General features: G+C 60.9%; 11 protein-coding genes. 6 read left to right on the top strand and 5 right to left on the bottom strand.

The features are described 5' to 3' along the window. Positions 1-70: 70 nt before the first annotated feature. The 5 genes from FH041_RS02825 to fabB all read left to right on the top strand — a co-directional run bounded on the left by FH041_RS02825 (position 71) and on the right by fabB (position 6,958). A complete protein-coding gene (locus FH041_RS02825; protein ID WP_140174161.1) occupies positions 71-2,185 on the top strand; it encodes a TonB-dependent siderophore receptor in 2,115 nt (704 codons plus the stop codon). Beyond that, positions 2,185-3,075: an ABC transporter substrate-binding protein gene (locus tag FH041_RS02820; protein ID WP_028686591.1), complete on the top strand. Its 891-nt coding sequence runs from the start codon at positions 2,185-2,187 to the stop codon at positions 3,073-3,075. Before FH041_RS02825 ends, FH041_RS02820 begins: the two co-directional genes overlap by 1 nt. After that, entirely contained in the window at positions 3,072-5,003 is a 1,932-nt protein-coding gene (locus tag FH041_RS02815; RefSeq protein WP_140174160.1) for an ATP-binding protein, read from the top strand. Before FH041_RS02820 ends, FH041_RS02815 begins: the two co-directional genes overlap by 4 nt. A gap of 207 nt (positions 5,004-5,210) precedes the next feature. Next, positions 5,211-5,726 (top strand): 3-hydroxyacyl-[acyl-carrier-protein] dehydratase FabA, encoded by a 516-nt coding sequence (fabA, locus tag FH041_RS02810; protein WP_023533607.1) that lies wholly within the window; start codon positions 5,211-5,213, stop codon positions 5,724-5,726. Positions 5,727-5,737: 11 nt separating this feature from the next. After that, a complete protein-coding gene (fabB, locus tag FH041_RS02805; protein WP_027916287.1) occupies positions 5,738-6,958 on the top strand; it encodes a beta-ketoacyl-ACP synthase I in 1,221 nt (406 codons plus the stop codon). Positions 6,959-7,054: 96 nt separating this feature from the next. Here the strand turns inward: fabB and FH041_RS02800 are convergent, their stop codons facing one another. From FH041_RS02800 to htpG, 3 genes are all read right to left on the bottom strand, one after another. Further along, a complete protein-coding gene (locus FH041_RS02800; protein WP_028686593.1) occupies positions 7,055-8,059 on the bottom strand; it encodes an amidohydrolase family protein in 1,005 nt (334 codons plus the stop codon). A gap of 109 nt (positions 8,060-8,168) precedes the next feature. Further along, positions 8,169-8,894: a dienelactone hydrolase family protein gene (locus tag FH041_RS02795; protein ID WP_027916289.1), complete on the bottom strand. Its 726-nt coding sequence runs from the start codon at positions 8,892-8,894 to the stop codon at positions 8,169-8,171. Between the two features lie 64 nt (positions 8,895-8,958). After that, entirely contained in the window at positions 8,959-10,863 is a 1,905-nt protein-coding gene (htpG, locus tag FH041_RS02790; RefSeq protein WP_028686595.1) for a molecular chaperone HtpG, read from the bottom strand. A gap of 432 nt (positions 10,864-11,295) precedes the next feature. Here htpG and FH041_RS02785 point away from each other — a divergent pair, with 432 nt between their 5' ends. Continuing rightward, positions 11,296-11,571: a hypothetical protein gene (locus FH041_RS02785; RefSeq protein WP_027916291.1), complete on the top strand. Its 276-nt coding sequence runs from the start codon at positions 11,296-11,298 to the stop codon at positions 11,569-11,571. A gap of 66 nt (positions 11,572-11,637) precedes the next feature. On the opposite strand, the gene FH041_RS02780 is transcribed toward FH041_RS02785, so the two are convergent. Together FH041_RS02780 and brnQ are read right to left on the bottom strand one after the other, a co-directional pair. Further along, positions 11,638-12,387, bottom strand: coding sequence for a DUF599 domain-containing protein (locus FH041_RS02780; RefSeq protein ID WP_028686596.1), 750 nt, complete (start codon positions 12,385-12,387; stop codon positions 11,638-11,640). A 236-nt stretch (positions 12,388-12,623) separates the two neighbouring features. Then, positions 12,624-13,937: a branched-chain amino acid transport system II carrier protein gene (gene brnQ, locus FH041_RS02775; RefSeq protein ID WP_140174159.1), complete on the bottom strand. Its 1,314-nt coding sequence runs from the start codon at positions 13,935-13,937 to the stop codon at positions 12,624-12,626. Positions 13,938-14,016: the final 79 nt, after the last annotated feature.

The following is a 14,016-nucleotide window of genomic DNA, read 5'->3' as shown; positions in this document are numbered from 1 at the left end:
GCCGCAGATCACTGGCAAAACGGCAAAGTTCATTTACCATGCCGGTTTACCCACGATACAAGGCCGCTCCGTGCTCCCTGGCTCGCCTCCCTACCCGGGGCTGTTGCTGTTGACCGCCCTGCTCGGTGCACCTGCCCTGGCAGATGACTTGTTCATCGACAACAGTGACCTGCCACAGGTTTTGACTGCAACACGCCTCAAACAATCCCCGGCTGCGGTGCCAGGGAGCATGACCGTGCTCGACAGCGCGTTGATCCGGGCCAGCGGCGCGCGTGACATTCCCGAACTGCTGAGGCTCGTGCCGGGCATGATGGTGGGCTACGGGGCGGGCAATCAACCGACCGTCAATTACCACGGCAGCAACGTCAACGAAGCACGTCGCATGCAGGTGCTGATCGACGGCCGCTCGGTGTACCGGGCAGGGCTGGCGACGGTGGACTGGAGCGATATCCCGCTGGCGCTGGAGGACATCGACCGGATCGAGGTGTTCAGGGGGCCGAACACGGTCAGCTATGGCGCCAATGCCCTGATGGCCGTGGTGAACATTCTCACTCGCAATCCTGCCGACAGCCACGGCACGCGTCTGAAAGTCACACGCGGGCAGAACGGCATCGACGACTTCTATGCCAGCCAGGGCTTTGGCTGGGACAACGGCGATATGCGTCTATCGCTGTCGGGCCAGCAGGATGACGGGTTCGACCATGACCAGTTCGGCCAGGACTACCGTGACAGCCGCCGCGCCACACGTTTGAACCTGAGCGCCAGCCATACCCTGACGGTGGACCAGACACTGGAATGGCAACTGGCCGCCAAGGAAGGCACCAACCAGCGGCCTTATACCTACCAGCCGGTATTCCCGTTCGTGACCCAGCGCGGCAAGGATGCCGACGTCAAGGCCATGGACTATGCAGGCTCGGTGCGTTGGAACATCGACTTTGCCGCTGAACACAGCCTGTATGTCCAGGGCTCGGCGCAGCATTTCGACCGCCAGCAGGTGTGGCGAGCCTGCGACGCGGCGCTGTCCTTCAGCCCCGAACTCACCCGCCTCTGGCAGATGAACCCCAATTACGCCGAGCGGGTAGCCCGTGGCGCGAACAACCCGCCACCTAGCAGCAACCCCCAGGAGCAGGCCCTGGTCGATGCGATCAAGGCACAGTGGAACAGTCAGGGCGGCAGTGACGTGGTGTGCGGCGATGTCGACCAGAGCACGCGCGAAACCCGCTATGACCTGGAAATACAGGACACCTACAGCCTGACCGACAGCCTGCGCCTGCTCAGCGGCATGAACTATCGCTATGATCGTGCCGACTCGCAGACCTACTTCAATGGCAGCGTCGACGACCAGACCTGGCGGCTTTTCGGGCAACTGGAATGGCGAGCCGACGAGCACTGGATCGTGCAGGGCGGCGCCATGTTCGAGGATTCGCGGCTCTCTGGCAGCTCGCTTACCCCACGGTTGGCGGTCAATTACCTGATCACCCCGCGCCATGGCCTGCGCGCCGTCTATTCCGAGGCGGTACGTTCGCCTGACATGTTCGAAAACAACGTCAACTGGAGCTACACCGTCAAGAACCTGATGCCCTACGCCTTTGGCCAGCAGCATGGCGAATACTTCGTCAAGACCCGCGGCCCTGGTGACCTGGAGCAGGAGCACATGCGCTCGCGTGAGCTGGGCTACAACGGTTATTTCAGCGACCTGGACCTGAGCATGGACCTGAAGGTGTTCTACGACGAGATCACTGGCATGATCAGCGAGCCGCTCAAGAACAACCAGTACATTGCCAGCAATGCGAACCGGGCGCGCTTCAGCGGCAGCGAGGCCCAGTTCGATTGGCGCCCTACCCTGCGCGACCGGCTGCGCTTGACCTTCGCCCATGTCGACGCCTGGGCCAGCAATCCTGCCGACCGCAACCTCAGCGCCAGCAACAGCGGCTCTGCCGGCTGGATGAGGGACTGGGGCCACGGCTGGTCCAGTGGCGCTTTCTACTACGGTGACGATGCCCTCAATCAGTACCGCTACGAGCGCCTGGACCTGCGCGTGGCCAAGCGCTGGCGCGTGTACGGGAGCAATCTGGAACTGGCAGCCCTGTGGCAGCAACGCCTGGATGATGAGCCCACCACCGCCGTGCAGAACCGCTATGACAGCCGGCAGCGGCTGAGCCTGAGCGCGGAGCTGGAGTTCTGATGGTTCGCTTGCTGCGCCTGTTGGTGCTATGGCTGTGGCCATTGGGGCAGTTGTCCGCCAGCGAGATCTTGCTGGTCGGCGCCCAGGACCAGCCAGGCATCCGCAGCTTCATCGCTGCCCTGGAAAGTCGACGCCCCAACGACCACGTGCATTTTCAGGCTGCCAGCGAGCTGCCTGCGCCGAGCCGGCTCGACCTGGACCTGCGCCTGGTGTTGCTGGACGACGAGGCATTACAGTGGCGCCTGTCGCAAACCGCCGGCCCACCGGCACTGGCCATGAGGGTCAGCCGGGTGCAGGTGGAACAGCGCCTGGGAAAGTCACGCCCCGGGTTTCTCACCTTGTTGTGGAGCGACCCGCCACTGGATCGGCAGTTGCGCCTGACCCGCTACCTGTTGCCGCAAGCCAGGCGCATCGGGGTGCTCTACGGTGAACACAGTGGGTTTCTGCTTGATGAGCTGCGCCGTGCCGCGCAACCGCTTGGCCTCGAGATCGTGGCACAGGCTTGGCCCGACCCACGTGACAGCCGCCCCCTGCAACACCTGCTGGGCAGCAGTGACGTGCTGCTCGGGCTTGATGATCCGGACCTGTACAATTCCAAGACAGCGAAAAACCTGTTGCTCAGCAGTTACGGCCGTCAAATGGCCCTGATTGGCCCCAATGCCGGATTCGTCCGTGCCGGCGCGCTGGCCAGCACCTACAGCGACCAGCAAGATTGGTTAAGCGTGCTCGACAGCCTGCTCGGGCAATCACCTGCGCGCTGGCCCCGCAGCCTCTACCCAGCCCATTTCGGGGTCAGCGGCAATCAGCAGGTGGCACGGGCGCTGGGCCTGGAGCCCATTGATCCCGACACCGCCGCCCAAGCCTTGGCTGATGGAGAGCGCACCCCATGACCAAGGGCCTGAACTGGGACATTCATACGCGCACGCAGATCATCAGCCTAGGCCCGGCGCTGCTGCTGACGCTGCTATTGATCAGCTTCTTCACGTTCGTGCGCATCCAGGATTTGCGTCAGGAGCTCAACCACACCGGCCAATTGATCGCCAACCAGCTCGCGCCCGCGTCCGAATACGGGGTCATCTCAGGCAACAACGAAGTGCTCGAAGGCCTGATGCGCGCCACGCTGAGCATTCCCCACGTGCGGTTCCTGGAGGTACAGGACAGTCGCAATCACATTCTGGTGTACGTCGAGCAGTCTGACGAAAGCACCAACCGTGCCCAGCAGGTGGAAGTGTTTCAAGCGCCGATTCGTCTGCAGCAGATACGACTCGAAAGCGACTTTTTGCAGGAAGGCCTGGCGGCTGCCCCGGCCATCGGCGATGACTACCTGGGCCGGGTCATCGTCGGCATGTCGGACGATGCGTTCAGCCAGCGTCAGCAGGAGATCGTGATCAAGGCCGCAGTGCTGGCGTTGTTCGCACTGCTGTTCACATTTTTGCTGGCTCGCCGTCTGGCCATGAGCCTGGCCAAGCCCATCAGCGACATGGGCCATGCCGTCAAGGCCATCCAGCAGGGTCACTACGACACGCCGGTTCCGGTGGTGGACGACAGCGAGCTAGGGCATCTGGCCCGGCACATCAATAACCTGGCGCATGCGCTCGAGCAGGCCAGCACCGAGCAGAAAAAAGCCATCGCCGAGCTGATCCAGGCACGCGAGGAAGCCGAGCAGGCCAACCGCGCCAAGTCTGATTTCCTGGCCATGATGAGCCACGAGCTGCGCACACCGCTAAACGGCGTATTGGGCATGCTGCAGTTGCTCGAAACCACCTCGATGAGCAGCGAGCAGGCCGACTACACCGCGGTGGCGAGCGAGTCGACGGGGCATCTGCTGCGGGTCATCAATGACATCCTCGATTTTTCGCGGATCGAACGGGCGGCCTTGCAGCTCGAACACATCGATTTCAACCTCGGCGAGCTCATCACCCACTGCGTCCAGTCGTTCCAGCATGCTGCACAGCAACAAGGTCTGGCGCTCGACTTGAGCCTGGCCGAGGACACCGCCCAGTTGCAGGTGAACGGCGATCCTACCCGGATCCGGCAGATTCTCCTGAACCTGATCGGTAATGCCCTGAAGTTCACCGAGCAGGGGCAGGTGCGGGTCGAAGCCCGTTGGCAGTTGATGGATGAGCAGCGCATCTGGCTGACATGCAGCGTGCAGGACACGGGCATCGGCATTGACAATGATCGTCTGGAGATGATGTTCGTCGCTTTCCAGCAGGCCGACAGCTCGATTTCTCGCCGCTACGGCGGCACCGGCCTGGGCCTGTCCATCGCGCGCACCCTGGCCGAGCGCATGGGCGGGCACCTGCACGGTCAGAGCCTTGAAGGCCATGGCTCGACCTTCACGCTGGAGATGCCACTGGCACTGCCAGCATCGGCGCGCCAGATCCGCCGCGCTGCGCCGCCCGGCCAGCTTGCCTGGACCGAACCCACCAGGGTACTGCTGGTCGAACACAATGCTGTCAACCAGAGCGTCACCGAGGCCATGTTGTGCAGCCTGGGCGTTGAGGTGAGCACGGCCGACGACGGCCAGCAGGCCGTGGAGCTGGTCAGGCTGCAACGTTTCGCCGCCGTTTTCATGGACTGTGGCCTGCCCTACATGGATGGTTACGAGGCCACGCGCCAGATGCGCCTGCTGACCCACGGTGCACACGTACCGATCATCGCCCTGACTGCCAATGCATTGCAGGGTGATCGCGAACGATGCCTTGCCGCAGGAATGGATGACTATCTGAGCAAACCCCTGCGCCGCAGTGAATTGCAGCAGGTGCTGGTGCGCTGGCTGCCAGGACAGGCAACCGCGACTGGCGATAAATGCTAAAGTGCGGCAGTCTTAAACACTGGACAGGACTCCTTTCGGACCTGAAAATAGACGTTTCAGTGCACACCTGTACTTCTTTCGACAGGTGCGCTGTGACTTTCACTACAACGCAATAGTCTACCTGTAGGCTGCCGCCCCGTTCGCGATGCGTGACGGGCTGGCCGGGAAGATTCATCCCCTGCCGCAGGGGGTTATTGAGGAGCTCGCATGACCAAACAACACGCCTTTACTCGGGAAGACCTGCTGCGCTGCAGTCGCGGTGAGCTGTTCGGCCCAGGTAATGCGCAACTGCCCGCGCCGAACATGCTGATGGTCGATCGCATCACCCACATCAGTGAAGAAGGCGGCAAGTACGGCAAAGGTGAATTGGTCGCCGAGCTGGACATCAATCCTGATCTTTGGTTTTTTGCCTGCCATTTCGAAGGCGACCCAGTGATGCCAGGCTGCCTGGGCCTCGATGCCATGTGGCAGCTGGTCGGCTTTTTCCTGGGCTGGCAAGGCCTGCCGGGCCGCGGTCGTGCACTGGGCTCCGGTGAAGTGAAGTTCTTCGGCCAGGTGCTGCCTACCGCCAAGAACGTCACCTACAACATTCACATCAAGCGCGTGCTCAAAGGCAAGCTGAACATGGCCATCGCCGATGGTTCGGTCAGCGTCGACGGCCGCGAGATCTACACCGCCGAAGGCCTGCGGGTCGGCGTGTTCACCTCCACTGACAACTTCTAAGGGTTATTCGCATGCGCCGCGTCGTTATCACTGGTCTGGGCATCGTGTCGTGCCTGGGCAATGACAAAGCTACCGTCACCGAAAACCTGCGCAACAGCCGTCCGGGTATCCGTTACAACCCGGAATACAAGGAAATGGGGCTGCGTAGCCAGGTTTCCGGCTCCATCGACCTCAACCTCGAAGAGCTGATCGACCGCAAGGTCTTCCGTTTCGTCGGGCATGCGGCTGCCTACGCCTACCTGGCGATGCAGGACGCCATCAAGGACTCGGGCCTGACCGATGAGCAGGTCTCCAGCCCACGTACCGGCCTGGTGGCCGGCTCCGGCGGTGCATCGACCCTGAACCAGATGGAAGCGCTGGATACTCTGCGCGAAAAAGGCGTCAAGCGTGTAGGCCCTTACCGGGTCACTCGCACCATGGGCAGCACCGTTTCGGCGTGCCTGGCGACGCCGTTCAAGATCAAGGGCATCAACTACTCGATCTCTTCCGCCTGCGCTACATCGGCTCACTGCATCGGCACCGCACTGGAGCAGATCCAGTGGGGCAAGCAGGACATCGTATTCGCCGGCGGCGGTGAAGAAGAGCACTGGAGCCAGTCGTTCCTGTTCGATGCCATGGGCGCCCTGTCGACCAAGCGCAACGAAACCCCGGAACTGGCCTCGCGTGCCTATGACGCGGACCGTGATGGCTTCGTCATCGCCGGCGGCGGTGGCATGGTGGTGGTCGAAGAGCTGGAACACGCTCTGGCCCGTGGCGCCAAGATCTACGCCGAGATCATCGGCTATGGCGCCACCTCCGACGGCTACGACATGGTCGCCCCAAGCGGCGAAGGCGCCATCCGCTGCATGCAGCAGGCGCTGTCGACCGTCGACACGCCGATCGACTACCTGAACACCCACGGCACCTCTACCCCAGTGGGCGACGTTGCCGAAATGAAGGGTGTGCGCGAAGTGTTCGGCGAAAATGCACCGAAGATCAGCTCAACCAAGAGCCTGTCCGGCCACTCGCTGGGGGCTGCCGGTGTACACGAGGCGATCTACTGCTTGCTGATGATGGAAAACAACTTCATCGCTGGCTCGGCCAACATCGACGAACTGGACCCGGCGGTCGCTGACCTGCCGATCCTGCGCAAGACCGAAGAAAATGCCAAGATCGATACGGTCATGAGCAACAGCTTCGGTTTCGGCGGCACCAATGCCACCCTGGTGCTCAAGCGCTGGGAAGGCAAGTGATTCGCTGACGCGCCAATAGAGAACGCCCCGACTGGTTCGGGGCGTTTTCATTTACGCGGGAAAACAGATCCGTTGGGCCCGACGCGACCTACGCTGTCATTTACCCTTGGGCAGCACAGCCAGAAAGTTGTCCTTGGCCACGCGTCTGGCTACATCTTCGGGCAAGGCATCCAGAAATGGCCTGAAACTGTCCATCTCCTCTCCCAGGCTATCGAAGCGGCCGACCACATCCGAGCCCAGCATGAACCGCGTTGGGTAGCGTTCAACGAGCGCCAGCCAGGCTTTGCGTGGGACGTCCTGCTCATCGAGCAGGTAGGGCTTGAGCACACTCCACGACAGGTCCACGTACAGGTTCGGGTAGTCCTCGAGTAATCGCGTCAGCACCGGCAGTAGAAAATCCATCTGTGTCTGATGCCGGTGAATTTCCATGCTGCTGCCGGCGTGTGCCCAGATGAAACGCGTATGCGGATGATTGCGCAGGGGCTCTTCGATCTCGGCCAGGTACAACGGGTTACGCTCGCGCTTGGAAGTGATGTTGGAATGCAACAGCACCGGCAGGTCGCGCTCGGCGGCCAGGTGGTAGACCCGTGTCATGGCTTCGTTGTTGGCACGCGGGGTTTCGCCGCTGGTCAACGCCGTCAGGTCATCGTGACGGGTGAATACCTCGCCAATACCCTGCCAGAGGCCTGGGTAAAGGTCGAGCATGCGTTCGATATGGCTCACGGCATTCTTGTCGACTGGATTGAAGCCGGTCAGGAAGGGATGGAATCGCTTGCGTTGTTCGTCCGACAATGGCTGCAGCGCCGCTGCTACATAGGTATCGGTGGCGCTGTACCAATAGGCGTCCGCATCGTCGCCGGCGTAATAGCGGGGACGCTTGGGCTCGTCTTCATGCCATTTCTTGGCAACGGGAATGCCCGAAATCATCGACTGATCGATGCCTGCAGCGTCCATGGCCTTGAGCAGCGCCGGCATACCTTCGGATTCCTGGAAGAAATCCACGTAATGCAGGTGAGCATCGCTGTAACGGTATTCACGGGCCTCGGCCCCTGGCCCCAGCCAGGCGGTCAACGCTACGCAGGCCAGTGCTCTGGCGATCATGGTGGGCTTCCTTGTAAGGGGGCAAACCTACTAGACCTGCACGCGCAGCGTGCGGTTCGCCAGCCTTGCCATCAAAGCAGGGCTGGCAATCGCTGCGGCCACCTGCGCGCTAGCGCTGGAATACCTCGGCCAGCAGGTTGTGCATCGCGCGGAAGGCGCGCTCGGACGTGCGCCGGTCATACTGCGTCTTGCCGGGCACGTTGGCATCCGGGTCGGTGAACGAATGCACCGCCCCGCCATAGCTGACCAGTTGCCAATCGACCTTGGCGGCGTTCATTTCGTCTTCGAATGCCGGTAGCTGCTCTTTGGGCACCAAGGGATCGGATGCGCCATGCAGCACCAGGACCGAGCCCTTGATGCGTTTGGCATCCTCGGGGTCAGGCGTGTCCAGCGTGCCATGGAAGGAGATCGCTGCACGAAGATCAGCCCCCGCACGCGCCAATTCGAGCGCGCAGCAGCCCCCAAAGCAGAACCCGAAGGTAGCCACCTTGCCTGGGCTCAGTGGCGCCTTGGACTGACCGAGCAACTGGGCAAGGGCACCTTCCATGCGCCTGCGCAACTCGCCGCGGTCGTTTTTGAGCGGCATCATTGCTGCGCCCGCTTCATCGGCATTCGCCGGGCGAACGGTCTGCCCATAGAGATCGACGAGCAGCACCACATAACCTTGCGCTGCCACCTCCTTGGCGATGCGCTCGGCCCCTTCGGTCACGCCCATCCAGTTGGGCGCCATCACCAGGCCAGGTCGACCCAGGGCGCCGGGCTCATAGGCCAAACGGCTTTCGAAGGTCTTGCCGGACAGGTGGTGGATCAAAGATTCGACGACTACCTTACTCATGCTGTACTCCTCAGGCTGCACCATGAAAAAAGCCCGCCGAAGCGGGCTTTAGCCATACGTCAATTCAAGCAGACAACTCGACCAACAGCTTGTTCAGGCGCCGCACATAGGCTGCGGGATCCTTCAGGCTATCACCGGCTGCCAGCGCGGCCTGGTCGAACAGGATGTGCGACAGCTCGGCGAAGCGGTCCTCACTCTGTTCGTGATCGAGCTTCTCGATCAGCGGGTGGGTTGGGTTGAACTCGAAGATAGGCTTGGAATCGGGCACTTTCTGGCCGCTGGCTTCCAGAATCTGGCGCATTTGCAACCCCAGGTCCTGCTCGCCGATGGCCAGGATGGCTGGCGAATCAGTCAGGCGATGGGAGACACGCACTTCGGCGACGTTTTCGCCCAGTGCGGTTTTCAGGCGCTCCACCAAGCCTTCCTTATCCTTGGCGACTTCTTCCTGGGCCTTCTTGTCCTCTTCGGTATCAAGCTTGCCCAGGTCCAGATCGCCACGGGCCACATCCACGAACGCCTTGCCGTCAAATTCGTTCAGGTAGCTCATCAGCCACTCGTCGATGCGGTCGGTCAGCAGCAACACTTCGATGCCTTTCTTGCGGAAGACTTCGAGGTGCGGGCTGTTCTTGACCTGCGCGTAGGACTCGCCGGTGAGGTAGTAGATCTTGTCCTGCCCTTCCTTGGCGCGGGCCAGGTAGTCAGCCAGCGACACACTCTGCTCGCCGCTTTCGTCCTGGGTGGACGCGAAGCGCAACAGGCCAGCGATCTTTTCCTTGTTGGCAAAGTCTTCGGCCGGGCCCTCTTTCAATACCTGACCGAAGTTTTTCCAGAAACTCTTGTACTGCTCGGGCTCGTTCTTGGACAGTTTTTCAAGCATGTCCAGCACGCGCTTGGTCAACGCGGTCTTCATCGAATCGATGATCGGGTCTTTCTGCAGGATTTCCCGCGACACGTTCAGCGACAGGTCGTTGGAGTCCACGACACCCTTGATGAAGCGCAGGTAAAGCGGCAGGAACGACTCGGCCTGATCCATGATGAACACGCGCTGCACGTACAGCTTCAAGCCGCGCGGGGCTTCGCGCTGGTACAGGTCGAACGGTGCACGGGCAGGCACGTACAGCAGCGAGTTGTATTCGAGCTTGCCTTCGACCTTGTTATGGCTCCAGGCCAACGGGTTTTCGAAGTCATGGCCGATGTGCTTGTAGAACTCCTGGTATTCCTCGTCCTTGATCTCGGTACGCGGACGGGTCCACAGGGCGCTTGCACGGTTGACGGTTTCCCACTCTTCGGCTGGCTGCTCTTCGCCTTCGGCGGCTGCCTGCTCCTTGGGCAACTGGATTGGCAGGGCAATGTGATCGGAATACTTTTTGACCACGTTGCGCAGGCGCCAGCCATCGGCGAATTCCAGCTCGTCTTTTTTCAGGTGCAGGACAATGCGGGTGCCGCGCTCAGGCTTGTCGACGGTCGCAACTTCGAACTCGCCCTCGCCCTTGGACGACCAGTGCACGCCTTCGCTGGCAGGCTGGCCTGCACGACGGCTGTAGACATCGACCTGATCGGCCACGATGAATGCCGAGTAGAAGCCCACGCCGAACTGACCGATCAGGTGCGAGTCTTTCTTCTGATCGCCGGTGAGGTTCTTCATGAAGTCGGCAGTGCCGGATTTGGCAATGGTGCCCAAGTGAGCGATGACGTCATCGCGGGTCATACCGATGCCGTTATCCTCGAGGGTGACCGTACCGGCCTCCTTGTCGAAGCTCAGGCGAATCTTCAGGTCGGCATCGCCTTCGAGCAGTTCAGGCTTAGCCAGCGCCTCGAAGCGCAGCTTATCGGAGGCGTCGGAGGCGTTGGAGATCAGTTCGCGCAGGAAGATCTCCTTGTTCGAGTACAAGGAATGGATCATGAGGTGCAGCAGTTGCTTTACCTCGGTCTGGAAGCCCAGCGTTTCTTTTTGAGTCTCCACGCTCATGTTCTTCAAACTCCGATCAGATGACAGTGGTCGCCAAGCGGCACAATGGCTGCGTTGGCGGCGGATGTCATGCAGATGGGGGCTGCCAAATCGATTTCAAGGGCCTGCATGGTTCGATCTTCAAATCCGAGCGGGTCATGGCGAGCCGCTGTGCCGCCCTGCTTGCCGCGGGCGGTGTAACGTTTCCGGGTTAGGACGGGCGTCGATACAGACACAGCAAAGAGCCATGCATGTTCGTACCTCGCGTACATTGTGATACCGGCTAAGTGGCAGTTGCCCGCAACGGATAACCCGCCTTAGTGCGAAACACTCGCCAGGGCCGGAAGTTCAGTTTCAAGATATTTAATATCTGTGTACTGACGGTGGAACTAATCCAGCAGGCCCCGACTCGAAGCATCAAGTCAACTTATTCCACCAAGGAGAGACACCCTCATGCGTAAACCATTTGCTTTTGCTCTGATGCTGGCTGCTGCCATGGGCCTGGCTGCTTGCGATAAAGCGAGCGAAGACAAAGCCCAGGACGCACAAGAACACCGTGAAGAAGCCCAGGAGAAGATGGGTGACGCACAGGACAAGATGAACGACGCTGCCAAGGAAAACGCCGAAGCTGCCCAAGACCAGGCCGAAGCCAATCGTAAGGCTGCCGAAGAGGCTTCCCCAGCCACTCCAGCAACCACCACGACTCCGGCCGATCCTGCCAAGCAGTAATCGAACCGATCAAAAAACCCGACAATGTCGGGTTTTTTTATGCCTGTCATTCATGGACTAATCGTTTCAGTTAGGCACAGTGGACTGGGAGGCATGCACCTCACCTGTCGAACTTTCGGTGGGGGTGAATACCATGACGTCAAGCACGTCCGAGTGGAACTCGCGGCGATAAAGAATCAGCACAACCCCTACACTTACCGCCATGAACAACCAGGGGTTGATAAACCAGCTCAACATGGCCATGCCGAAGTAATAGGCGCGCAGCCCGAAGTTGAATTGGTTGGCAGCCAACGACAACACCCTGGCCGCCCTCAAGGCAAAGGCCTTGCGTTCTAGTTCGCTGACCTGGCGCTCGCCGATCATGGGCGCCGAGCCCACCAAGACAGCAGCGAAGTTGTATTGACGCATGCACCAGCTGAACGTGAAGAAGGCATACACGAACACCGTGGCCAGGCACAGCAACTTGATCTCCGACATCCCTTGGGAGGCCTGCTGTACCAACGGCAGGTCGGCCAGCAACGACAACGCGCGGTCGGAAGCTCCCAGCACCGTCAGGATACCGGCGAGAATGATCAGGGTGCTGGAGGCAAAAAACGAGGCGTTGCGTTCCAGGTTGCCGATCACGCTGGCATCGGCAATGCGGTTGTCACGCAGCAGCATCCTGCGCATCCAGTCCTCGCGATACAAATGCAGCACGCTGGCCAGGCATGCAGTGTCCCGCCCCTTCCAGATGGCATAGCGCGTATAACCGCCCCAGCACAGCACGAACCAGCATGCCGCTATGAGGTTATTGAGATTACTCAGGATGAAGTTCATGCAGAGATCCGTAGGTGCCATGTGCCGAAAGCATAAAGACCGTCTTTCGACGCTGGCAAGCCGCAAAAGGCACGCAAACTCCGAAGAATAATTTCCAGGGCGGTTCGCTTGCGGCGTTTGGCAGGGTGCATGCGAACAAAAGCCCCGCATCCTTGCGAATGCGGGGCTTGCGCTGCCAAGCGGTGGGTCCAGCATCCCATGGCTTGTGGCCAATGCCGGACCTTGTGCTTAGCGACTCATGCCATGGCCTGACGGGGCTTGCCGAGCATGCGATCGCATACCACTGCACCCACCAAGGTCACCACCGACGGCACCAGCCAGGCAAGGCCCTGATCGCTCAACGGCAAGTGCGCCATGAAGTCCGGGAGCACGTGGGCAATGCTGCTGCCTTTAACGGCATCGACCATGCCGAACAGCAACGAGACCAGCATTACCGGGCCAAGGATGCGCGTTGGCGAGTTCCACAGGTCGTTCACGAAGCTCAACCCCACCACGACGATGCACGGCGGGTAGATGGCGGTAAGCACAGGGATCGAGAACATGATCAGCTTGGTAAGCCCCAGGTTGGACACCAGAAGCGAGAAGCCCGCCAGGATCACGACCAGTGCGCGGTAGGACAACGGCAGGATCTGGCTGAAGTACTCGGCACACGCGCAGGTCAGGCCCACGGCAGTCACCAGGCAGGCCAGCGCGATCAACACGGCCAGGAAGCCGCTGCCCAGCGAGCCGAAGGTATGTTGCACATAGGCGTGCAGCACGGCCGCACCGTTGCTGGCCCCTGCCGCGATTTCGTGACTACCGGCGCCCAGGCGGAACAGGCTGATGTACACCAGCGCCAGACCAACACCGGCAATCAGCCCGGCAATGATGGCATAGCGGGTGATCAACTTGGGCGACTCAACGCCGCGCGAGCGGATGGCGTTGACGATGACGATGCCAAATACCAGCGCCCCGAGCGTATCCATGGTCAGGTAGCCGTCGGAGAAGCCCTTGGAGAACGCAGCAGCAGCATAGGCAGGCTGCGCCTCGCCAATGGTGCCCGCTGGCCATGCGAATGCCGCGATGCCAAGCACGGCCAGCGCGATGATTTTGAGCGGTGCCAGGAACCGACCCACGGTGTCCAGCAGCTTGCCAGGGTACATCGACACCGCCAGCACCACGATGAAGTAGACCAGGCTGTAGATGAACAACGCCAGCGGGCTTTCACCCGTCAACGGCGCCACACCCACTTCGAACGATACCGTCGCGGTACGCGGTGTTGCGAACAAGGGGCCGACCGACAGGTAGCAAACGGCTGCCAGCAGGCCACCGAAGAACTTGCCAATCGGGCTGCTCAGCGCATCCATGCCGCCGCCTACCTTGGCCAGGGCGACCACGGTGATCACAGGCAGCCCTACCGCCGTGACCAAAAAGCCCAGCGCAGCCATCCATACATGCGGGCCGGATTGCAGGCCGACGATGGGCGGGAAGATGATGTTGCCAGCGCCTACGAAAAGCGCGAACGTCATAAAGCCAAGCGCCAGGATATCCTGGCCTTTAAGAACTTTCATTTGAGGTAGTACCACACTGCTGAAATCGGGATTCGTGAGGGGATTTCCCCATGGGTGAGGGAAATGCTGCCCGGCTTGG

The organism is Pseudomonas sp. SWI7 (assembly GCF_006351945.1).
Lineage (GTDB): Bacteria > Pseudomonadota > Gammaproteobacteria > Pseudomonadales > Pseudomonadaceae > Aquipseudomonas > Aquipseudomonas fulva.
The sequence above is the reverse complement of the archived record's forward strand: the minus strand, read 5'-3'. Positions and strand labels throughout refer to the sequence as shown.